The organism is Mycobacterium sp. NGS61, assembly GCF_059812325.1.
The window spans coordinates 33,328-52,636 of sequence record NZ_JCALCL010000018.1; the positions used below are offsets into that span (position 1 = coordinate 33,328).

21 protein-coding genes are annotated in these 19,309 nt (G+C 66.7%); 15 read left to right on the forward strand and 6 right to left on the reverse strand.

Translation table 11 applies throughout. The features are described from left to right. The first annotated feature begins 89 nt into the window (after nt 1-89). The 4 genes from AC5Y3Z_RS24185 to AC5Y3Z_RS24200 all read left to right on the forward strand — a co-directional run bounded on the left by AC5Y3Z_RS24185 (nt 90) and on the right by AC5Y3Z_RS24200 (nt 3,513). Complete coding sequence (locus tag AC5Y3Z_RS24185) at nt 90-551, forward strand: nuclear transport factor 2 family protein (protein ID WP_473138865.1); 462 nt, start codon at nt 90-92, stop codon at nt 549-551. Between the two features lie 95 nt (nt 552-646). Further along, nucleotides 647-1,753, forward strand: a complete 1,107-nt coding sequence (locus AC5Y3Z_RS24190) for a Re/Si-specific NAD(P)(+) transhydrogenase subunit alpha (protein WP_473138866.1) — start codon at nt 647-649, stop codon at nt 1,751-1,753. Further along, nucleotides 1,754-2,074: an NAD(P) transhydrogenase subunit alpha part 2 gene (locus AC5Y3Z_RS24195; RefSeq protein WP_463827922.1), complete on the forward strand. Its 321-nt coding sequence runs from the start codon at nt 1,754-1,756 to the stop codon at nt 2,072-2,074. Continuing rightward, nucleotides 2,071-3,513, forward strand: coding sequence for an NAD(P)(+) transhydrogenase (Re/Si-specific) subunit beta (locus AC5Y3Z_RS24200; RefSeq protein ID WP_463827923.1), 1,443 nt, complete (start codon nt 2,071-2,073; stop codon nt 3,511-3,513). The genes AC5Y3Z_RS24195 and AC5Y3Z_RS24200 overlap by 4 nt, the downstream gene beginning before the upstream one ends. A 2-nt stretch (nt 3,514-3,515) precedes the next feature. Here the strand turns inward: AC5Y3Z_RS24200 and AC5Y3Z_RS24205 are convergent, their stop codons facing one another. Further along, nucleotides 3,516-3,641 carry a hypothetical protein gene (locus tag AC5Y3Z_RS24205; RefSeq protein WP_463827924.1) on the reverse strand — a complete coding sequence of 42 codons (126 nt, stop codon included), beginning with the start codon at nt 3,639-3,641 and terminating at the stop codon, nt 3,516-3,518. 162 nt (nt 3,642-3,803) lie between these two features. Between AC5Y3Z_RS24205 and AC5Y3Z_RS24210 the strand changes: the two genes are divergently transcribed. After that, nucleotides 3,804-4,427 (forward strand): TetR/AcrR family transcriptional regulator, encoded by a 624-nt coding sequence (locus tag AC5Y3Z_RS24210; protein WP_463827925.1) that lies wholly within the window; start codon nt 3,804-3,806, stop codon nt 4,425-4,427. A 9-nt stretch (nt 4,428-4,436) separates the two neighbouring features. Here AC5Y3Z_RS24210 and AC5Y3Z_RS24215 read toward each other — a convergent pair whose 3' ends face one another. After that, a complete protein-coding gene (locus AC5Y3Z_RS24215) occupies nt 4,437-5,849 on the reverse strand; it encodes a PE family protein (RefSeq protein WP_473138867.1) in 1,413 nt (470 codons plus the stop codon). A gap of 180 nt (nt 5,850-6,029) precedes the next feature. Between AC5Y3Z_RS24215 and AC5Y3Z_RS24220 the strand changes: the two genes are divergently transcribed. The 3 genes from AC5Y3Z_RS24220 to AC5Y3Z_RS24230 are packed head-to-tail and all read left to right on the forward strand — an operon-like array spanning nt 6,030 to nt 9,280. After that, nucleotides 6,030-7,130, forward strand: a complete 1,101-nt coding sequence (locus AC5Y3Z_RS24220; RefSeq protein ID WP_473138868.1) for an NAD(P)H-dependent amine dehydrogenase family protein — start codon at nt 6,030-6,032, stop codon at nt 7,128-7,130. A 15-nt stretch (nt 7,131-7,145) separates the two neighbouring features. Then, nucleotides 7,146-7,916 (forward strand): glucose 1-dehydrogenase, encoded by a 771-nt coding sequence (locus AC5Y3Z_RS24225; protein WP_473138869.1) that lies wholly within the window; start codon nt 7,146-7,148, stop codon nt 7,914-7,916. Beyond that, nucleotides 7,913-9,280: an FAD-binding oxidoreductase gene (locus AC5Y3Z_RS24230; protein ID WP_463827929.1), complete on the forward strand. Its 1,368-nt coding sequence runs from the start codon at nt 7,913-7,915 to the stop codon at nt 9,278-9,280. Before AC5Y3Z_RS24225 ends, AC5Y3Z_RS24230 begins: the two co-directional genes overlap by 4 nt. A gap of 63 nt (nt 9,281-9,343) precedes the next feature. On the opposite strand, the gene AC5Y3Z_RS24235 is transcribed toward AC5Y3Z_RS24230, so the two are convergent. Genes AC5Y3Z_RS24235 through AC5Y3Z_RS24245 form a run of 3 tightly spaced genes read right to left on the reverse strand, consistent with a single transcriptional unit; the run spans nt 9,344 to nt 11,584 of the window. Next, nucleotides 9,344-9,889, reverse strand: coding sequence for a TetR/AcrR family transcriptional regulator (locus tag AC5Y3Z_RS24235; RefSeq protein WP_463827930.1), 546 nt, complete (start codon nt 9,887-9,889; stop codon nt 9,344-9,346). Nucleotides 9,890-9,891: 2 nt separating this feature from the next. Next, the gene (locus AC5Y3Z_RS24240; RefSeq protein WP_473138870.1) at nt 9,892-10,719 is read right to left on the reverse strand and encodes a thioesterase family protein; all 828 of its coding nucleotides are present in this window, start codon (nt 10,717-10,719) and stop codon (nt 9,892-9,894) included. Nucleotides 10,720-10,753: 34 nt separating this feature from the next. Then, on the reverse strand, nt 10,754-11,584 hold the full coding sequence (locus AC5Y3Z_RS24245; RefSeq protein ID WP_473138871.1) for an SMP-30/gluconolactonase/LRE family protein: 831 nt from the start codon (nt 11,582-11,584) through the stop codon (nt 10,754-10,756). A 120-nt stretch (nt 11,585-11,704) separates the two neighbouring features. Here AC5Y3Z_RS24245 and AC5Y3Z_RS24250 point away from each other — a divergent pair, with 120 nt between their 5' ends. From AC5Y3Z_RS24250 to AC5Y3Z_RS24260, 3 genes are read left to right on the forward strand one after another with little or no spacing between them, the layout of a single operon-like run. After that, nucleotides 11,705-12,598 carry an acyl-CoA thioesterase gene (locus AC5Y3Z_RS24250; protein WP_463827933.1) on the forward strand — a complete coding sequence of 298 codons (894 nt, stop codon included), beginning with the start codon at nt 11,705-11,707 and terminating at the stop codon, nt 12,596-12,598. Between the two features lie 5 nt (nt 12,599-12,603). Beyond that, complete coding sequence (locus AC5Y3Z_RS24255) at nt 12,604-13,524, forward strand: LLM class F420-dependent oxidoreductase (RefSeq protein WP_473138872.1); 921 nt, start codon at nt 12,604-12,606, stop codon at nt 13,522-13,524. Further along, entirely contained in the window at nt 13,525-14,691 is a 1,167-nt protein-coding gene (locus AC5Y3Z_RS24260) for an acyl-CoA dehydrogenase family protein (RefSeq protein ID WP_473138873.1), read from the forward strand. Here the strand turns inward: AC5Y3Z_RS24260 and AC5Y3Z_RS24265 are convergent. Continuing rightward, nucleotides 14,661-15,317 (reverse strand): DUF427 domain-containing protein, encoded by a 657-nt coding sequence (locus tag AC5Y3Z_RS24265; RefSeq protein ID WP_473138874.1) that lies wholly within the window; start codon nt 15,315-15,317, stop codon nt 14,661-14,663. The genes AC5Y3Z_RS24260 and AC5Y3Z_RS24265 overlap by 31 nt on opposite strands. 288 nt (nt 15,318-15,605) lie before the next feature. Between AC5Y3Z_RS24265 and AC5Y3Z_RS24270 the strand changes: the two genes are divergently transcribed. The 4 genes from AC5Y3Z_RS24270 (at nt 15,606) to AC5Y3Z_RS24285 (ending at nt 19,308) form a co-directional block, all read left to right on the forward strand. Beyond that, a complete protein-coding gene (locus tag AC5Y3Z_RS24270) occupies nt 15,606-16,769 on the forward strand; it encodes a CaiB/BaiF CoA transferase family protein (RefSeq protein ID WP_473138875.1) in 1,164 nt (387 codons plus the stop codon). A gap of 80 nt (nt 16,770-16,849) precedes the next feature. Then, nucleotides 16,850-17,389: a hypothetical protein gene (locus AC5Y3Z_RS24275; protein ID WP_473138876.1), complete on the forward strand. Its 540-nt coding sequence runs from the start codon at nt 16,850-16,852 to the stop codon at nt 17,387-17,389. A gap of 6 nt (nt 17,390-17,395) precedes the next feature. Next, nucleotides 17,396-18,100 carry an NIPSNAP family protein gene (locus tag AC5Y3Z_RS24280; protein ID WP_473138877.1) on the forward strand — a complete coding sequence of 235 codons (705 nt, stop codon included), beginning with the start codon at nt 17,396-17,398 and terminating at the stop codon, nt 18,098-18,100. 35 nt (nt 18,101-18,135) lie between these two features. Next, nucleotides 18,136-19,308 carry a cytochrome P450 gene (locus tag AC5Y3Z_RS24285; RefSeq protein WP_473138946.1) on the forward strand — a complete coding sequence of 391 codons (1,173 nt, stop codon included), beginning with the start codon at nt 18,136-18,138 and terminating at the stop codon, nt 19,306-19,308. The last annotated feature ends 1 nt before the right edge of the window (nt 19,309 follow it).

Below are 19,309 nucleotides of genomic sequence, written 5' to 3' on the forward strand. Positions count from 1 at the left end.
TACCTCCCGCTGGCGAGCAGACGCAGAATCGCATGTGGCAGGCAGGATTTGTGCGATTCTGCGTCTGCTCGCGGGGGAGAATGGTGGTCATGACCGAGCCCCGCCCGCCGTTTCCGCCGTTCACCGCCGCTACGGCGCAACTCAAAGTGCAAGCCGCGGAGGATGCCTGGAACACCCGCGATCCCGACCGGGTGAGCTTGGCCTACACCGCCGACTCGCAGTGGCGAAACCGCGACGAGCACCTCGTCGGCCACGCGCAGATAGTGGAATTCCTGACCCGCAAGTGGCAGCGCGAACTCGACTATTCGCTGCGCAAGAGCTTGTGGAGTTTCCACGACAACCGCATCGCCGTGCGATTCCAATACGAATGCCGCGACCGCACCGGCCAATGGTTTCGCAGCTATGGCAACGAGTTGTGGGAGTTCACCGCCGACGGTCTGATGGCGCGGCGCGAAGCGAGCATCAACGACGTACCGATCACCGAAGCGCAGCGGCGAATCTTCGGTCCGCGCCCGGCGGTCCAGCACGACAGCGAAATACCGCTCTGGTAGTCGCGTTTCTTGGGCGGCCGAACAGTCCCGTAGGGTGTCTGAGCAATCTAATCCGGGGTCCACCCCAACCTATGAGGGAAGTAGATGTACGCGCCATGACAGAAGCGCAGACGGGACTCGTGAAGGTCGGGGTCGTCGCCGAGTCCGGAGTCGACGAGCGCCGGGTCGCGCTGGTCCCCAAGGCGGTCGCAGGACTGGTGAAAAGCGGCGCAGCCGTCGTGGTCGAATCCGGCGCGGGTGAGCGGGCGCTGCTGCCCGACGAGCTCTACACCGACGCCGGCGCCAGCATCGGCGATGCCTGGGCCGCCGACATCGTGGTCAAGGTGGCGCCACCCACCGCCGAGGAGGTCGGCAAGCTGCGGGACGGGCAGACCCTGATCGGTTTCCTCGCGCCGCGTAATGCCGAGAACGCGATCGGTGCCCTCAAGCAGGCCGGGGTGCAGGCGTTCGCACTCGAGGCGATCCCGCGCATCTCGCGTGCCCAGGCCATGGATGCGCTGTCGTCGCAGGCCAACGTCGCCGGCTACAAAGCCGTGCTGCTGGCCGCCTCGGAGTCCACCCGATTCTTCCCGATGTTGACCACCGCGGCGGGCACCGTGAAGCCGGCGACCGTGCTGGTGCTAGGCGTCGGGGTAGCCGGACTGCAGGCGTTGGCCACAGCCAAGCGGCTGGGCGCCCGGACCACCGGGTACGACGTGCGTCCCGAGGTGGCCGACCAGGCGCGCTCGGTGGGCGCCCAGTGGCTCAACATCGGCATCGACGCGGCCGGCGAGGGCGGGTACGCCCGCGAACTCACCGACGAAGAACGCGCCCAGCAGCAGAAAGAGCTGGAGAAGGCGATCAGTGGTTTCGACGTGGTGATCACCACCGCGCTGGTTCCGGGCCGCCCGGCGCCGCGCCTGGTGACCGCTGCTGCGGTTGAGGCGATGAAGCCCGGCAGCGTGGTGGTGGACCTGGCCGGCGAGACCGGCGGGAACTGCGAGCTCACCGAGCCGGGGCAGACCGTGGTCAAGCACGACGTGACGATCGCGTCGCCGCTGAACCTGCCGGCCACCATGCCCGAGCACGCCAGCGAACTGTTCAGCAAGAACATCACCGCGCTGTTGGAGCTGCTGATCAAGGACGGCAAGCTGGCGCCGGACTTCGACGACGAGGTCGTCGCAGGCTCGTGCGTGACCCGAACCACCGGGGAGGACTCCTAGATGTACGACCAGCTGTTGGCCAACCTGGCGATCCTGGTGCTCGCCGGGTTCGTCGGATTTGCGGTCATCTCCAAGGTGCCCAACACCTTGCACACGCCGCTGATGTCGGGCACCAACGCCATTCACGGCATCGTGGTGCTCGGTGCGCTGCTGGTGCTGGGTGAACTGCCCGCCGACGCCGGCTGGGGGGTGCGGGCGATCGCGTTCGTCGCGCTGATCTTCGGCACCCTGAACGTGATCGGTGGCTTCCTGGTGACCGACCGGATGCTGGGCATGTTCAAGTCGCGCAAGCCCGCGCCCGACAAGGAAGCCGTCAAATGAGCGCGCAGAACGTCAACTACGGCGTGGACGTCCTCTATATCGCGGCGTTCGCGTTGTTCATCTACGGCCTGTCCGGCCTGACCGGCCCGAAAACCGCGGTGCGCGGCAACTGGATCGCCGCGGTCGGTATGGGCATCGCTGTGGTCGCGACGCTGATCAAGGTGCGCGACACCGCGCCGTTCAACTGGATACTGATCGCCGCGGGCTTGACCATCGGCGTGGTGCTGGGTGTGCCACCCGCCAAGAAGACCAAGATGACCGCGATGCCGCAGCTGGTGGCGCTGTTCAACGGCGTCGGCGGCGGCACTGTCGCCTTGATCGCCTGGTCGGAATTCATTGAGACCAAAGGTTTCTCGGTCTTCCGGCCGGACCAGTCGCCGACCGTCGCGCTGGTCGTCGGATCACTGTTCGCCGCGATCATCGGGTCGGTGTCGTTCTGGGGTTCGCTGGTGGCGTTCTTGAAGCTGCAGGAGTCGATCCCCAAGAACGTGGAGAAGCGGCTGGTGGCGTCGGCCAAGCTCTTCCAGCTCTCCAACATCGTGCTGTTGTTCGGCGCGGTCGGCGTTGCGGTCTACCTCGGGCTGACCCCGGGCCGGCCGGTCTGGTGGATCCTGTTGGTGTTGGCCTTCGCGGGCGTGATGGGGCTGTTCGTGGTGTTCCCGATCGGCGGCGCGGACATGCCGGTGGTGATCTCGCTGCTCAACGCGATGACCGGATTGTCGGCGGCTGCTGCGGGTCTGGCGCTGAACAACACCGCGATGATCGTCGCCGGCATGATCGTGGGCGCCTCGGGTTCGATCCTGACCAACCTGATGGCGGTCGCGATGAACCGATCCATCCCGGCGATCGTGTTCGGCTCGTTCGGCGGTGACGGCGGCGCGGCGGCCGGTCCGGGCGGCGAGCAGGGCACCGTGAAGTCCACCTCCGCAGCCGACGCCGCGATCCAGATGGCCTACGCCAATCAGGTGATCGTGGTGCCGGGTTACGGGCTCGCGGTCGCGCAGGCCCAGCACGCGGTCAAGGAGATGGCGTCGCTGCTCGAGGCCAAGGGCGTCGAGGTGAAGTACGCGATCCACCCGGTGGCCGGCCGGATGCCGGGCCACATGAACGTCCTGCTGGCCGAAGCCGACGTCGAGTACGACGCGATGAAGGAGATGGACGACGTCAACGGCGAGTTCAGCCGGACGGATGTCGCGATCGTGATCGGCGCCAACGACGTCACCAACCCGGCGGCGCGCAACGACGCGTCCAGTCCGATCTACGGGATGCCGATCCTCAACGTGGACGAGGCCCGTTCGGTGATCGTGCTCAAGCGTTCGATGTCATCGGGTTACGCCGGCATCGAGAACCCACTGTTCTTCGGTGACAACACCACGATGCTGTTCGGGGACGCGAAGAAATCGGTGACCGAGGTCGCCGAGGAACTGAAAGCGCTGTAGCTCTAGACGGGCGGGTAGGCCGGCGGCGGGTAGCCGTTGCCGGACTCCACCCCGCGCAAACCCCAGGTCAGATAGCTGAAGAAGAACTCGATCTCGTCGCTGCCGTCGTAGTCAGGAGTGGGGTCCATTCCTTCGCCTCTCTCGTCGCGACTGGGTCCGAAAATCGAGTCTAGTCCCATCCGGGTCGCAGCGACAGGCGGCATCGCCCGTAAACTGTCCAACCAGTTGATTGGTAAATGTCGCGCCGGGTGCTGTTCGACCGGGGCGGCAGTGACGAATAGCGAGTACCGATGCCGTCCGAAACTGGCCTGACACGCCGCGAAGAGTTGCTGGCCGTTGCGACCAAGCTGTTCGCCGCCCGTGGCTATCACGGCACCCGGATGGACGACGTCGCCGACGTGATCGGCCTGAACAAGGCGACCGTCTATCACTATTACGCCAGCAAGTCGCTGATCCTGTTCGACATCTACCGTCAGGCGGCCGAGGGCACCCTGGCCGCGGTGCACGACGATCCGACCTGGACCGCCCGGGAAGCGCTGTACCAGTACACCGTCCGGCTGCTGATGGGCATCGCCAGCAACCCGGAGCGGGCCGCGGTGTACTTCCAGGAACAGCCCTACATCACCGAGTGGTTCACCAGCGAACAGGTGGCCGAGGTCCGCGAGAAGGAAGCCCAGGTCTACGAGCACGTGCACGGCCTGATCGACCGGGGGGTCGCCAGCGGCGAGTTCTACGAGTGCGACTCGCACGTGCTGGCGCTCGGCTATATCGGGATGACGCTGGGGAGCTACCGCTGGTTGCGGCCGAGTGGACGGCGGTCGGCCAAGGAGATCGCCGCCGAGTTCAGCACGGCGCTGCTGCGCGGTCTGATTCGCGACGAGGGGATCCGCACCACCGCTCCGCTGGGACCGTGACCGTCCTGCTCAGTTGAAGATCGGCGGGATGATGTGCAGGACGTTGCCCAGCGCGCCCCCGACCGTCGACAGCAGCGTCACCGGCGGCTGGCTGAACTGCGGACCGAGGTAGAAGTTCAGGCCGGGGTTGGTCGAGGGGACCCAGGGATAGGCGTCCGGGAAGTGCTCGGGACCCCAGAACCCGGCCTCCACGCCGATCTCCACCGCCGCGCCGTAGGGGCCCATCCACAGACTCTGGCCCAGGTGGTACGCGACGGCAAACGGGTTCGGGATGTTGATCAACCCGGCCGGAGTCGGCAGGTCGGCGTAGCCGTAGTCGGAATAGCCCAGGTCGACCATCACTCGCAGGGCCGGCTGGAAGATGTCGGCGATCGGCGGACCGGCGTAGGGGATGTCGCGGATCGGTTGTAGCAGCGGCAGATCCTGCGTCAGGAACATGTAGTACTTGGTGGCACCGTCGTAGCCGGGCGAGGTGGGCAGCTGGACCGCGTCCAGAGGATTCAACGTCGGGTACTGGTTGTGCACGTAGAAGTAGCCCATCAGCGCGTTGACGTCGGCCAGGATATTGGTCGGGTACTGCGGCGCATGCGCGACGCCGTCGTATTGCGCGGTGTAGATCAGGGTCTCGTACGGGTTGTTGGCCGGCGTTGCGCCGTTGAACGGCACGTCCAGGATGGGCAGGTAGAAGCCGGGGAAGCGGGCCAGCAGGCCCCCGTTCGGGTTGTTTCCGGCTGCCGCCATGATGAACGACAGCTCATCGTGGTACGGCGAGCCGTTCGCCATGAGGTTCAGGATCTCGTTGTTGATGATCGACGCGCTCTGCGAATAGCCGAACACGACGGGACTGTTGCCGAAACCGATCTGCGATTGGATCGCGCTGTGCAACGCGGCGACACCTTTGGCGACCGACTGGCTGTACGTCATGGTGCCGATGTCGGGGGTGACCGGCCAGAACTGTTGCGGAGTGAGTAAGCCGAAGGAAGGTACGCCCGAATAAAGTCTGCTGAGCCAATTCGTGCGGATGTCGTCGATGTACTCCTGAATGGGCAGCGGATTGTTGGTGCCGCCCATGATCAGCGCGACGTTGGTGGCTGCCGCCGGCAGCGCCGCTCCCGTCGTGGGGCCGACCAGTGCCTGGACCGCCGCAGCCTCGGCCTGTGCGTAGGCATTGCTGGCTGCGGCCAGCGTGCGGGTGAATTCGCTCTGGAAGGCGCCCAGCTGGCGCACGACTGCCTGGTATTCGGCGCCGTAGGCGTTGAACAGCGCGCTGACGGCGGCCGAAACTTCATCACCGGCCGCGGCGAGCAGTCCCGACGTGGGGCCGGCGGCTGCGGCGTTGGCCGCCTGGATGGCCGCGGCGATGCCGTCTACGTCGGTGGCCGCAGCTGCGAGCGTGTCGATCGTGGCAAGCAAGTAGGACATTTCCCCCGTCCTTCCCCTACCCGAGACCGCGGGTAGTAGGCACCCACAGAGGGTAGAACGGTGCCGCCGGGTATTTCGGCGTTTCGCGACAGCAGTGCCATCGGAACCCCTTCAAAAATTATGGACTACTGTCTGGAAAAGTTCGGATCTCTTCTGGGCCCTACGGACGGAAGGACAGTCATGGCGATTCGTGTCGCCCATGTCGGCACCGGAAATGTCGGCGGGTTGGCGCTGGCCGGACTCATCACCAATCCGACGTTCGAGTTGACCGGGGTATGCGTGTCCAATCCGGGAAAAGTCGGTAAGGATGCCGGCGAACTCTGCGGAGTCGGCCTGGACGCCCCGGCGGAGACCGGGATCAAAGCCGTCGACGACCTCGACGCACTGCTGGCCACCCGACCCGACTGCATCGTGTACTGCGCCATGGGTGACACCCGGTTGCCGGACGCGATGGCCGACGTGATGAACATCCTGGCCGCCGGGATCAACGTCGTCGGGTCGTCGCCCGGGCTGCTGCAGTACCCGTGGGGCGTGATGCCCGAGAAGTACATCGGTCGGGTGGAAGCCGCTGCGCAGCAAGGCAATTCGAGTATTTTCATCACCGGCGTGGACCCTGGCTTCGCCAACGACCTGGTCCCGTTCGCACTGGCCGGCACCTGCCAGCGCATCGAGCAGGTGCGGTGCATGGAGATCCACGACTATGCCAGCTACAACGGCGCGGAAGTGATGCACTACATGGGGTTCGCCCGGCCCATGGACGAGATTCCGATGCTGCTGCAACCGGGTGTGCTCAGCATCGCCTGGGGAACCGCGATCCGACAGTTGGCGGCCGGCCTGGGCATCGAGGTCGACGAGATCACCGAGTCCTACCAACGTGAACCGGCGCCGGAGGACTTCGACATCGCCGTCGGCCACGTGGCCGAGGGCACCGTCGCGGTCCTGCAGTTCGAGATACGCGGCCTGGTCAAGGGACACCCGGCCATCGTCATCGAGCACATCACCCGGCTGCGTCCGGATCTGCGGCCGGATCTTCCGCAGCCCGCCGCGGGCACCGGCTCGTACCGGGTCGAGATCACCGGCGAACCGTCGTACGCCGTGGACATCGTGCCGACCAGCCGCAAGGGCGACCACAACCACGCCGCGATCGCCGGCGCTGCCGGCCGCATCGTCAACTCCATCCCGGATGTGATCGCCGCCCCACCCGGCATTCGGAACACGCTGGACCTGCCGCTGGTCACAGGCACCGGCCTGTTCGCGCCGCCGGATCCAGTCGCCACATAACCGAAAGGACTCTCAATGGAACGACCGGGACGGGTCGAGGGCAAGGTCGCGCTGATCAGCGGCGGCGGCCGCGGAATGGGTGCCGAGGACGCGCGGCTGCTGGCCGCCGAAGGCGCCAAGGTGGTGATCGGCGACATCCGAGACGACGAGGGCAGCGCACTGGCCTCCGAAATCAACGAAGCAATCGGTGACTCGGCGCGCTACGTCCACCTCGACGTCACCCAACAGGACCAGTGGGAAGCGGCGGTCGCCACCGCGACCGGCGAATTCGGGAAGCTCGACGTGCTGGTCAACAATGCCGGCATCGTCGCGGCCGGGCCGTTGCGCGCGTTCCGGATGGACAAGTGGCAGCAGGTGCTCGACGTCAATCTGACCGGCACCTTCCTGGGCATGCGCGCGGCCGTCGACCCGATGACCGAGGCCGGCGGCGGGTCCATCATCAACGTGTCCTCGATCGAAGGGATCCGGGGCGCGCCGATGGTGCATCCGTACGTCGCGTCCAAGTGGGCGGTGCGGGGCATCACCAAGTCGGCGGCACTGGAACTGGCGCCGCTCAACATCCGGGTGAATTCGCTGCACCCCGGCTTCATCCGCACCCCGATGACCGCCCACCTGCCCGAGGACATGGTCACCATTCCGCTGGGACGTCCCGCCGAGGCGCGCGAAGTGGCGACCTTCGTGGTGTTCCTGGCCAGCGACGAGGCGTCCTACGCGACGGGCAGCGAGTTCATCATGGACGGCGGCTTGGTGACCGACGTGAACCATAAAGATTTCAGCGCTGGATGACCGCGGCGGGTCTGGCCGGCGCGTTGCGGGATGTGGTGGGCGCCAATCACGTCGTCACCGATCCCGACGTGCTCGCCGGTCGCAGCGTCGACCACACCGGACGGTACCGCGGTCGTGCCAGCGCGCTGGTACGCCCGGGTTCGGCCGACGAGGTCGCGCAGGTGCTGCGGGTGTGCCGCGATGCCGGCGCCTTCGTGACCGTGCAGGGTGGCCGGACCTCGCTGGTGGCCGGCGCCGTTCCCGAGCACGACGACGTGTTGTTGTCCACCGAAAGGCTCTGTGCCGTAGGTGATGTCGACTCGTCGGAACGCCGGGTGGCGGCCGGTGCCGGAGCCACCCTGGCGGCGGTGCAGCAGGCCGCTTCGGCGGCGGGCCTGGTGTTCGGCGTCGACCTGGCGGCCCGCGCTACCGCGACCGTCGGCGGGATGGCTTCGACGAATGCCGGCGGGTTACGCACGGTGCGCTACGGCAACATGGGCGAGCAGATCGTCGGTCTGGACGTGGCGCTGCCCGACGGGACAGTGCTGCGCCGGCACAGCCGGGTGCGCCGGGACAACACCGGTTACGACCTGCCCGCGCTGTTCGTCGGCGCCGAAGGCACCCTGGGCGTCATCACCGCGCTGGACCTGCGGCTGCACCCGACCCCGGCGCACCGGGTGACGGCGGTCTGCGGGTTCGACGATCTCGCGGAGCTGGTCGACGTTGGCCGGCAGTTCGCCGAGGTCGACGGGATCGCCGCGTTGGAGATGATCGACGGCCGGGCCGCCGCGCTGGTCCAGTCCGAGCTCGGGGTGCCTCCGCCGGTGCCCGGTGACTGGTTGCTGCTGGTGGAGTTGGCCGCCGACCACGATCAGAGCGAGCGGTTGGCTGAGTTGCTCGACGGAGTGCGGTTGTGCGGGGAGCCGGCGGTGGGCGTGGATGTGGCTGCGCAGCAACGGTTGTGGCGTGTCCGGGAATCACTGGCCGAGGTATTGGGCGGGCACGGGCCGCCGCTGAAGTTCGACGTGTCGCTGCCGTTGTCGGCGATCTCTGATTTCGCCTGTAGGGCAGTGGAGTTGGTGACCGGTTCGGTTTCCGAGGCGCTGCCGTTGCTGTTCGGCCACGTCGGCGAGGGCAACCTGCATTTCAACGTGTTGCGCTTTCCGGCGGACCGCGAGGACGAGCTGTATGCGCAGATGATGGACCTGGTCGCCGGGTGCGGTGGCAACGTCAGCTCCGAGCACGGGGTCGGCACCCGCAAGCGGCCGTATCTGGGTATGTCCCGCGAGGCGGCGGATATCGCGGCGATGCGGACGTTGAAGGCGGCGTTGGACCCGACGGGTTATCTCAATGCGGCGGTGCTGTTCTCGCGCGAGCAGACGTAAAAGCCCCTAAAAAGCGCCCCCTCAGGGGGCTTTTGCGTCTGCTCGCGCACCGAGGTTGCCGGGCTAGTCGCTGTTCTTGATGCCGACGGCGTGCCGCAACTGCGCCAGGAACTGGTCGGCGTCGTCGCTGCGAACCACGTAGTGCGAGATGGCAATTCGGATCACCGTCGCCGCCTTCACCGCGGCATTGGGTCCCGGGATGAGTCGTTGCAGACCGGCGCGCATCTCCGGGATCACCCCGCCCATTTGGGAGATGACGTGCTCGGGTTCGATGTCGACCATCCGCACCCCGGAGTAGGAGTACTGGAAGTCGACGATGAATCGCATTGCGGCGTCCAGCCTTTCGACGCCCCTGAGCCCGGCGGTGGCCTTGGCTATCCCTCGTTCGAAGACCTCCCGCTCGTAGCGGGAGAACGCCGACATCAGTTCTTCTTTGGACGCGAACCAGCGGTACAGCGTCGGTCTGGATACCCCCGCCTGGGCGGCGACCTCCGACAGGCTGAGTTTGGTCTTGCCGCTGCGAGCGAGCACTTCCGCGGTGGCGGCCAGGATGCGCAGGCGCGTGGAACTGTCGGACTCGAAGGTGTCCGTCTCGGAGGCTTGAGTCATGGCTACACCTTCGGCGGCTTAGGCGGTCGGGGCCGTACCAGCACCGACTGCTGGATGGCGCCGACCGCACCGGTTTCGTCGAACAATGACCCGATTGTCGTCCCGATGCCGTCGGGTCCGTAACTGGTCTCCGCTCGAATCCCGATCCAGTCCCCGGCAGGCACCCGGAACACGTGCACCGCCAGATCGGTGTTCAGGAAAGTCCACTTGCTGATGTCCAGCGTGCTGCCGATCCCGTTGGCGCAGTCGGCGACCGCGAACAGCCGCTCCAACGGCGTCATCGCTTCACCGGCGACCAGGTCGGCGATCGGTCTGATCCACGACTCGCCGCCACCGGGAGCCAGTGGCTCGGTCAACCAGAGCCACTCCAGGCTGTGCACGTAGTTGCGGTCCCACCCCTGCGCCTTCATGTTGCGTTCGCGGGCCTCGGACACCGGGCGCGGCAGCGGGGTCGAGGCGTGGGCGATGGCCCCGGTGTCGAGTTGCTGCAGCCGCCAGCCACTGGCGCGGGCGACCGGCCGGGGCTGCCCGTCGGGGCCCGGCGCCAGCATCTCGGCGGTCACCAGTTCGATCTGCCTGCCGCCGCGCTCGATGCGCGACCGCACCCACAGGTCGCCGTCGGCGGGCACCGGGCCGAGCAGGTCGACGACGACGCGACTGAGCCGGGTGTCGTCGCGCGCCGCGCAGCGCTCCAGGGCGCGCACCAGCAACGCCGACACCGGCGCGCCGTGCTGGATGGTGGCCGACCAGGTACCGCGGGAAAGATCGGTGGCACGGAATTTTTCGCCGTGCGTGTCATCGCCTATCAGCTCGTAGTACGAGTCGGACATTCACCCACCTTTCGTGTCACGGCAGACCTTACGTTCAGGGCAGGCCGGGAACCTCGACCCGCACGGCGTCCAGCCGCGACAGCCGGGTGCCCACCAGGCGCTGGGGATAAGCATCGGTGCTCGACAGCAGAAACAGCGTGCGTCGCTCCGGGCCGCCCAGCGCGCAGGCGATGGCCACCCGACCGTCCATGTCGATGCGGTCGGTCACCTCGCCGCCGTCGATTATCCGCTCGAACTGATGCGCCAGCGTCATGGCCGCCCACACCCCGCCCTGCGCGTCCAGCGCGATACCGTCCGGCGGCCCGTCCAGGTTGTCGGCGAAGATCCGGCGGTCGTGCAGTGCACCGTCGTCCCCGATGCGGTACGCGGTCAACCGCCGGCCAACCGACTCGGCGACGATCAGGGTCTTGCGGTCTTCGGTGATGACCATCCCGTTGGGGAAGTCGAGATCGTCGGCGACGACGACGGCGCGGCCGTCCGGATCGAGGCGGATGATCAGCCCGCCTTCGAATGCCTGGGATCCGATGTAGGCGCGTCCCGCGTGATCGACCACCATGTCGCCGAGGCCGGCCGGCGCGAGCTTCGTCAGGTCGGCGATCGGGACGACCGTCTCGCCGTCGTAGCTCAGCACCACCCGATCGTCGGCCGACACGATCAGCAGCGAACCGTCGGGGCGAAAGCCCAAGCCGGAGGGCGTGCGGCCCGGCAACGGCACCGTGGTCAGGGAGCCGCGCAGGTCCGCAGTGTGGACCGCTTCCCCGAGCATGTCGGAGAACCAGAGCAGGCCCTCGAACCAGCGCGGACCCTCGCCGAAGCAAAAGCCGTGGGCGAGCGGGGGCGCTGCCGTCGTGCCTTTACAAATCACTGCAGAAGTGTCATGCAACGCGGGCGTTGCTGTCAACGTACCGTACCGCGACGGACCCTTATCTAGCTTTACAAACAATACGCAAAATGTCACGCTGGGCGGGAGCTGCCGGAGCAAGGGGTGAACGCGTTGACGACAGAATCGGACCAGGCCCAATGGTCGGTCGCGGGCCTACTGGATCTTTTCGCGGTGCAGGCCATTGACGGTGTCGATCGCTATGCCGCGGAGACCGGACTGCCCGGACAGGACGGCCGCCAGGTCGTGGAAGGCACTCAGGTGGTGGCCCAGGCGATCGTGGCCGCGGCCACCCGGTTCCAGGGCAAGTCGGTGCGCTCGGCGCATGCGGTCTTCGCCCGCGCGATCATGGTCGGCCCGCCGGTCGAACTCGTCCTCGACGTACTCAACGAGGGACGGTCGACGGCCACCGCGGTGGTCTCGGTGTACCAGAACCAGAAGCGCTGCGTCGTGGTCACGGTGCTGACCGATGTGCCGACCGACGACGTGATTCGCCACCATCAGCCGCGACCCGAGGTGGCCGCGCCTGCGGACGCGAACGTGTCGCAGATGCCGATGATCGGGCGGCAACTGCGGCTCGTTGACGTGGTCGACGTCAACAGCCCCGACGAGGTCGGGCCGCCGGAGCTGTACGCCTGGCTGCACTACGATCCGATCCCGGAGCGCGACGACCTGGCCAAGGCATTGCTCGCGTATTTCACTGGCCACCTAGGGATTTCGACGACCATGCGCGCCCACGAGGGCATCGGCACCGCCCAGGCGCACCTGACGGTCTCCACCGCACCGATGTCGATCTTCGTTTCGTTCCATGAACCGGTGCGCTGGGACGGCTGGCTGCTCTACACCCATGAGAGCACCCAGGTTGGTGCCGGGATGTCCTACGTGCGCGGCACGGTGCACACCGAAGACGGCGAGCTGCTGTGTTCGTTCGCCCAGGAGGCGTTGATCCGCCCGCTGCGCACCAGCGACACCTCGATCGATGCCCGGGCGCGGTTCTGATTCCCATGCGGTTCACCGTCACGCACCCGATGCACAGCCATCCCTACAATCCGGAGCTGATCACCGGCGCCGGTATCGCGACGGTGGCCGCGGCCGCCGAGCAGGCAGGTCTGCACGGATTCGGATTCACCGACCACCCGGCGCCGTCGGAGCGCTGGCTGCAGGCCGGCGGTCACGACGCGCTGGATCCCTTTGTCGCACTGGGTTATGCGGCGGCCCGGACCACCACGCTGCGGCTGATCCCGAACATCGTGGTGCTGCCCTACCGGAATCCGTTCGTGGTGGCCAAGTCCGGGGCGACGCTCGACGTGCTGTCGGGGGGTCGTTTCACGCTGGCGGTGGGGGTCGGTTACCTCAGGAAGGAGTTCGCCGCGCTGGGTGTGGATTACGACGAGCGTGCGGCATTGTTCGAAGAAGCGCTCGATGTCATCCGCACCGTCTGGACCTCCGACGATATCTCCTACGAGGGTAGGCATTTCACCGCCCGGGGCATCACCGCGCATCCGCGCCCGGTCAGTCATCCGCACCCACCGATCTGGGTGGGCGGCAATACCACCACGGCCCGCCAGCGGGTGGCTCAGTACGGCGATGGCTGGTGTCCGTTCCCGGCACCGGCGGGTCTGGCCCGCACCGCGGGCACCGCCTCCATCGACTCCGTGGACAAGCTCGCCGCGGGCATCGACGATTTGCGGCGCAGGTGCGAATCCCTGGGCCGCGACTGGTCGACGGTGGACGTGACCTTCACCAACTTCGACGGCGGCAATCCGGCCACCGATGACTTCAATGCCGACGCCTACCTTGCCGGTCTGGAAAAGCTTGCCGCACTGGGCGTTACCTGGACCACGGTGCACCTGCCCGGCGACAGCCTGACGCACATCCTGGAAACCATCGACCGGTTCCGCTCTTCGGTGATAGATGTGATCTGAATGGACTTCTCCCGGGTAGCGCTGTCTGACGACGACCAGGCCTTCTACGACCGGACGCGTGCCCTGGTGACTTCGCTGGTCACCGACGAGGTGTTGCGCCGCAATCGTGAATTCGGCGAAAACTTCGACGAGAAGGTACATCTGGCGCTCGGCGAGGCGGGGTATCTGGCCGCTGACTGGAACGAGGAGTCCGACGGGGGATTCAGCCCGGTCCGCAGGCGGATCTTCAACCTGGAGATCGCGCGGGCGCACACCCCGTGGTACCACTGGGGCACCACCTCGGTGGTCGCTCACCTGGTGCAGCAGTTCGGAGCCCCGGAACTCGCCGAAAAGGTCTTGCCCGGTGTGCTTTCCGGCCACATCCGGTTGTGTCTGGGTTACACCGAGCCCGAAGGTGGTTCGGACGTCGCCACCTGTAAAACCCGCGCGGTGCGGGACGGCGAGGGTTGGATCATCAACGGCTCCAAGATGTTCACCTCGAACGCGCAGAACGCGAAATACGTCTTCCTGCTCACCAACACCGACCCGCAAGCGCCGAAACACCAGAGCCTGACCATGTTTCTGGTGCCGCTGGACACCCCGGGCATCGAGATCCAGGGCATCCGGACCCTGGACGGCGACCGCACCAACATCGTCTACTACAGCGATGTGCGGGTCGATGACGTCTACCGGATCGGCGAGGTGAACGGCGGCTGGACGGTGATGCGGGCCGCCCTCGACTCCGAACACGGCCTGACCGAGGCAGGGGACCACGGCCTGCAGGATGTCGCGGCGATGGTGATGCAGGGCATGCTGATGGCCGAAGCGCTGGACGGCGTTGCGGCGCACGTGGATGTGGACGACGACGCGGTGGCATACCGGCTCGGACGCAGTTGCGCCCAGATAGAGGCGGCGCTGTCCACCCCGGGGATGTACGGACGGGTGGCGATCGCGCAGACCATGCGGGACGTCTCCCGGGATCTGATGGAGCTGCTGGGCCCGGCGTCGGTACTGCCGACCGGCACTAAAGGGTCGCCCGATGACGGCGCGACCGAACAGGTTGCGCGGCTGGCGGTGCCGGTCGGGATCTACGGCGGATCCCTGGAGGTGTTCCGCAACATGATCGCCCAGCACGAACTCCGGCTGGGCCGGCCTGCCTACGGGAGTTCGGCTTCGACGTCGGCCTGAGTGGCGTCAAAGCTGAAAAATCCCTTGATGGGCGAGGTTTCGGGCATCGGGTCCTCGTAGCTCCACGCTAGTTCTTTGCCGGCCGCTGCCCAGTACGTCGCGAACCCTTTGTAATTGCAGTAGGTGGACGTGTCGGTCTTGTGCAGCAGGTCGGTGCGCACATGCTGTGGCGCCACGTAAAGCCGTGGCGGCAAAGCTGTTTCGAAGACCACAGTCGTATCGTCGGTATCGGCCAGGACGGTGTCGTCGATGGATACGGTGAGGCGCCGTTTGGTCGGACGGCAGTCGACACGGTGGTACGGGTTCGGCGGGTAATGGACCAGTTTGCGTCCTTCTTCGAACCAGGCGTCGACGGCGTCCCACGGCACGCGCCGGTAACCCGGCGCGTCAGGTTCGGGTTCGCTGGGCAGGTCGGTGACCGCGTCGGCGGGGAAGGCGTAACTGAGCGGGCGGTCGGGCCGGTGCACCAGCAGGGCCTGCTCGGTGTCGATGACGGTGCGGCTGTGCTTGATCGCCAGGATCCGACGCGGATGTGGCTCGATATAAACGACATTGGCGGGAATCGGGGGAACGAAACGTCCGGCCGGATCGCTGCTCAACGGCCCGCGGCCGGTTACCAGACTCATCGGTACAGCGTAGTAACAGGCGCAGCGGGATAACCCGTCCGCGTCGGGGTGCCCGTACTCGTCTGCACCGAGACAGCACACGAGAGATTGTCGGACTGATGCGGCATAATCGAAAGTATGTTCGACGAGCTGCTGGAGATGGGTCCCGATGCCCAGCACCAGCCCGTTCTGCACCTGGGTCAACGACCCCCGCGAACCCGAGGACCTCCCCCCGGCCTGGGCACCACCACCCCGAGCACCACTGCCCGACGAACCACCGTTCTGACGCAGCCGATTAAGGTCCCAGTCATGGCAGGACCGGTAGCAGGCATCAACGTCGTCGAACTCGGAGTGTGGGTCGCTGGGCCCGCGACCGCAGGCATCTTGGCCGACTGGGGTGCCGACGTCATCAAGATCGAACCACCGACCGGCGACCCCGGGCGGCTGTTCGGCCGGATGCTGGGCTGCGACCTCGGCGTGAACCCACCGTTCGAAATGGACAACAGGTCCAAACGGAGCATCGTCCTGGACCTGACGACTGACGCCGGCCGCGACACGGCATTCGAATTACTCGCCGCCGCAGACGTTTTCGTCACCAACGTCCGAACCGCGACGTTGCAGCGGCTGGGACTGGACTACGAGTCGGTGTCGGCGCGCAACCCGAAGTTGGTCTACGGCCTCATCACCGGCTACGGCGAAACCGGGCCGGACGCCGACCGCGCCGCCTTCGACGTGGCCGCGTTCTGGTCGCGCGGCGGTATCGCCCACCTGCTGACCCGGCCCGGCGACACGCCGCCGTTCCAGCGCGGCGGCATGGGTGACCACTCGGCCGGCATGACCCTGGCGGCGGCCGTGTGCGCAGCGTTGGTGGCCCGCGCCCGCACCGGTGAGGGCCAACTGGTCACCACGTCGCTGTACCGCCAGGGCGCCTACACGGTGAGCTTCGACCTCAACACCTATCTGCTCACCGGTCAGCCGATCGCGATCGGACAACGCGCCACCATGGGCAACCCGTGCATGAACAACTACGCCGCAGGCGACGGGCGCCGGTTCTGGATCGTCGGACTGGAAGTCGAGCGGCACTGGCCGGCGCTGTGCCGCGTGGTCGGCAAGGCGGAGTGGCTCACGCAATACCCCAATGCCCGCGCCCGCGCCGACAACGCGGTACAACTCATTGCCGAACTCGACGACATCTTCGCGACCAGGACGCTGGACGAATGGGCCGAACCCTTCGCCGGCGAACCGGACTTCTTCTGGTCGCCGATCAACTCCCTGGAAGACATCGTCGCCGACGACCAGTTCCATGCCGCGGGCGGAATCGTCGACGTGCCGGATGGAGAGGCGACCGTGCCGATGGTGGCCACGCCGGCGGACTTCCACGGTACCCCCTGGTCACCGCGCTGGACGGCCCCTGAGCTGGGGCAGCACACCGCCGAGGTGCTCGCCGAGCTGGCGGTTCGCCGCGACTCCTGAGCCCCACCGGGCGCTTTACAAAACTATGCAAAACTGTCACGCTGTCCACAGCCCATGATTAGCGCGACAGGTACGGATTGATGGTCATCTCAACAATCGATGTGACGAGTGCGGCGCGGCGCCCGCGCGACGACGGCCAGGTCCTGCGGCACCGGCTCGACGTATTGGCCGCCGACGCCAACGATGTGGTGCAGACGGCCGGCGGTTGGCTGTTCGACCGGGTGATGGCCGGTTGGGAAGTCAATGTGATGCTGCCCCAGGGCTACGATTCCCGGCCGCTGCGCATTCTGGGAGTCGAGGTACTGGACCTGGAATCGGACTTCGACATGGCGGGTATGGGTCACGGTCTGGCGGCCAGCGTGGCAGCTCTGACTGCCTACGACTGCGTCCGTGAGGTGGTTCGCCGCGCCCTGGACAAGCAACGCAACCGGGGCACCGAGGTCGCCCTGTGGGGTGAGGGCTGGCCGCTGGGGGTCACTCGTGGGCTGACCAGCACCAGCTATCGGCTCAGCGCCGCTGCCCGCGCGTTCAAGGGGCAGGCGTTACGTGCCGCCGGAATCCCTTGTCTCTCAATAGCTCCCACGGAAAAGTTGCTGACCGACTCGGCCTGGCTGGGTTAGTCGGGGATGAAGAAGTACTACCGGCACACGCTGCTGTACCTGCACGAGACGATCGACCTGGGCTCCGGACGCAGCGACCGCTTCACCGAGGTGTTCACCGACACCTACCAGCCGATGATGCAGGACCTCGGTGCCCGGTTGTTCGCGATCTGGGAATCCACCCCCTTCAACGGCCACTGGCCGCAGGTCACCGTGATCTGGGAGCTCGACGGGTTCTCCGACTACGCACGCATCGGCGCCGCGCAGGCCCGCGGCGGCAGCCACGAGGCGGCGGCCGGCACATGGTCGGCGTTCCTGTCCGACATCGGTGCCAAGGGGGAGGGACGCATCATGTACGCGGGCCCGAGCAACCGGAGTCTGGCGCAACTCACCGAAGCCAATTTCAGTGCATCGCTGGTGATTCAGGAGATCATGCAGACCAAGCCTGGCCGTCAGGACGACTACATCCGCGAACTGGAGCGGCTCTACGTCCCGTGGTCGGAAAGCACCGGCAAACACTGGCTCGGTTCCTTCACCACCACCTTCCGGTTCAACGAGGTGATCCATTACTGGGCGCTCGAAGGCGGCTGGGCGTGCTTCGCCAACCACTACCCGTCGTGGAAGGACAGCCCACCGGCGGAGATCGTCACCTGGATGAGTGTGGCGCCCGCACTGCGCGACGGCTGGGAGGATTCGATCCTGCAGGCGCTACCACCGTCGCCGTTGCGGTGAAGGACTTCCGCTACGACCCCTTCGACCCGCAGGTGATGGCCAACCCTCCCGCCTACTACCGCATCCTGCGCGACGAATACCCGGTGTACTACCTGCCGCAGTGGGATACCTTCGCGCTCTCCCGGTTCGACGACATCTGGCGGGTGCTGGAAGTCAACGACGGCACCTTTGTCGCGTCGGAGGGAACGTTGCCGCCGGCATCGGTGCTGGCCAGGCACAACGACGGGCCGGTCGCCGATCCACCGTTGCATCCCATGCCTTTTCACGCCGTGTTCGACGCCGATCTGTACGGCGAGATCCGCCGTGCGCACTCTGCGCCGTTCCGGCCGCGGTCGGTCACCGCCTTGCAGGACCGCATCCGCGCGCTGGCCAACGAACGCCTCGACCTGCTGCTGCCCCGGGGTGGGTTCGATCTCACCCAGGAGTACGGCGGCATCGTCGCGGCGTCGATGGTGTGCGACTTACTCGGCATCCCAACAGAACTCGCGGCGCAGGTACTGGCGGCGGTCAACGCCGGAAGCCTGGCCCAGCCCGGTGAAGGTGTCGACACCGCCGAATCCCGGCCGAATTACCTGCAATTCCTGGTCCCGGTGGTCGAACGTCACCGCGCCGGCACCCCACAAGCCCTGCCGATCGTCGACGGGCTGCTCGGTTACCGGCTGCCCGACGGCAGCGGGCTCAGCGATGTCGAGGTCGCCACCCAGATGTTGTGCGTCTTCATCGGCGGCACCGAGACCGTGCCCAAGATCGTGGCGACCGGCCTCTGGGAGCTCAGCCGCCGGCCCGACCAGATGGCCGCGGTGCGCGCCGACCTGGCCACCAACGTGCAGATAGCCCGCGAGGAGATACTGCGCTACTGTGCACCCGCACAATGGTTTGCCCGCACCGCGCGCAAACCCTTCACCATCCACGGCCAGACCATCGAGCCCGGGCAACGCGTCATCACCCTGCTCGCGTCGGCGAACCGGGACGAGCGGGAATTCCCTGACCCCGACGAATTCATCTGGGACCGGCCGATCAAACGTTCGCTGGTGTTCGGTCGGGGTCAGCACTTCTGCCTCGGTTTCCACCTCGCCCGGCTGGAAGTGGCTGTGCTGCTGGAGGAATGGCTGCGCCGGGTGCCGGACTTCGCGATCCAGGACGACAAAGCGACCCGGCTGCCGTCGAGCTTCCAGTGGGGCTGGAACAACGTCCCGGTGGAGGTCTGAC

What these genes read in the sequence shown, in the direction of transcription:
- AC5Y3Z_RS24185 (WP_473138865.1), top strand. Translation starts at nt 90, where the DNA reads ATGACCGAGCCCCGCCCGCCGTTTCCGCCGTTCACCGCCGCTACGGCG.
- AC5Y3Z_RS24190 (WP_473138866.1), top strand. Translation starts at nt 647, where the DNA reads ATGACAGAAGCGCAGACGGGACTCGTGAAGGTCGGGGTCGTCGCCGAG.
- AC5Y3Z_RS24195 (WP_463827922.1), top strand. Translation starts at nt 1,754, where the DNA reads ATGTACGACCAGCTGTTGGCCAACCTGGCGATCCTGGTGCTCGCCGGG.
- AC5Y3Z_RS24200 (WP_463827923.1), top strand. Translation starts at nt 2,071, where the DNA reads ATGAGCGCGCAGAACGTCAACTACGGCGTGGACGTCCTCTATATCGCG.
- AC5Y3Z_RS24205 (WP_463827924.1), bottom strand. Translation starts at nt 3,641, where the DNA reads ATGGACCCCACTCCTGACTACGACGGCAGCGACGAGATCGAGTTCTTC.
- AC5Y3Z_RS24210 (WP_463827925.1), top strand. Translation starts at nt 3,804, where the DNA reads ATGCCGTCCGAAACTGGCCTGACACGCCGCGAAGAGTTGCTGGCCGTT.
- AC5Y3Z_RS24215 (WP_473138867.1), bottom strand. Translation starts at nt 5,849, where the DNA reads ATGTCCTACTTGCTTGCCACGATCGACACGCTCGCAGCTGCGGCCACC.
- AC5Y3Z_RS24220 (WP_473138868.1), top strand. Translation starts at nt 6,030, where the DNA reads ATGGCGATTCGTGTCGCCCATGTCGGCACCGGAAATGTCGGCGGGTTG.
- AC5Y3Z_RS24225 (WP_473138869.1), top strand. Translation starts at nt 7,146, where the DNA reads ATGGAACGACCGGGACGGGTCGAGGGCAAGGTCGCGCTGATCAGCGGC.
- AC5Y3Z_RS24230 (WP_463827929.1), top strand. Translation starts at nt 7,913, where the DNA reads ATGACCGCGGCGGGTCTGGCCGGCGCGTTGCGGGATGTGGTGGGCGCC.
- AC5Y3Z_RS24235 (WP_463827930.1), bottom strand. Translation starts at nt 9,889, where the DNA reads ATGACTCAAGCCTCCGAGACGGACACCTTCGAGTCCGACAGTTCCACG.
- AC5Y3Z_RS24240 (WP_473138870.1), bottom strand. Translation starts at nt 10,719, where the DNA reads ATGTCCGACTCGTACTACGAGCTGATAGGCGATGACACGCACGGCGAA.
- AC5Y3Z_RS24255 (WP_473138872.1), top strand. Translation starts at nt 12,604, where the DNA reads ATGCGGTTCACCGTCACGCACCCGATGCACAGCCATCCCTACAATCCG.
- AC5Y3Z_RS24260 (WP_473138873.1), top strand. Translation starts at nt 13,525, where the DNA reads ATGGACTTCTCCCGGGTAGCGCTGTCTGACGACGACCAGGCCTTCTAC.
- AC5Y3Z_RS24265 (WP_473138874.1), bottom strand. Translation starts at nt 15,317, where the DNA reads ATGAGTCTGGTAACCGGCCGCGGGCCGTTGAGCAGCGATCCGGCCGGA.
- AC5Y3Z_RS24270 (WP_473138875.1), top strand. Translation starts at nt 15,606, where the DNA reads ATGGCAGGACCGGTAGCAGGCATCAACGTCGTCGAACTCGGAGTGTGG.
- AC5Y3Z_RS24275 (WP_473138876.1), top strand. Translation starts at nt 16,850, where the DNA reads ATGGTCATCTCAACAATCGATGTGACGAGTGCGGCGCGGCGCCCGCGC.
- AC5Y3Z_RS24280 (WP_473138877.1), top strand. Translation starts at nt 17,396, where the DNA reads ATGAAGAAGTACTACCGGCACACGCTGCTGTACCTGCACGAGACGATC.
- AC5Y3Z_RS24285 (WP_473138946.1), top strand. Translation starts at nt 18,136, where the DNA reads ATGGCCAACCCTCCCGCCTACTACCGCATCCTGCGCGACGAATACCCG.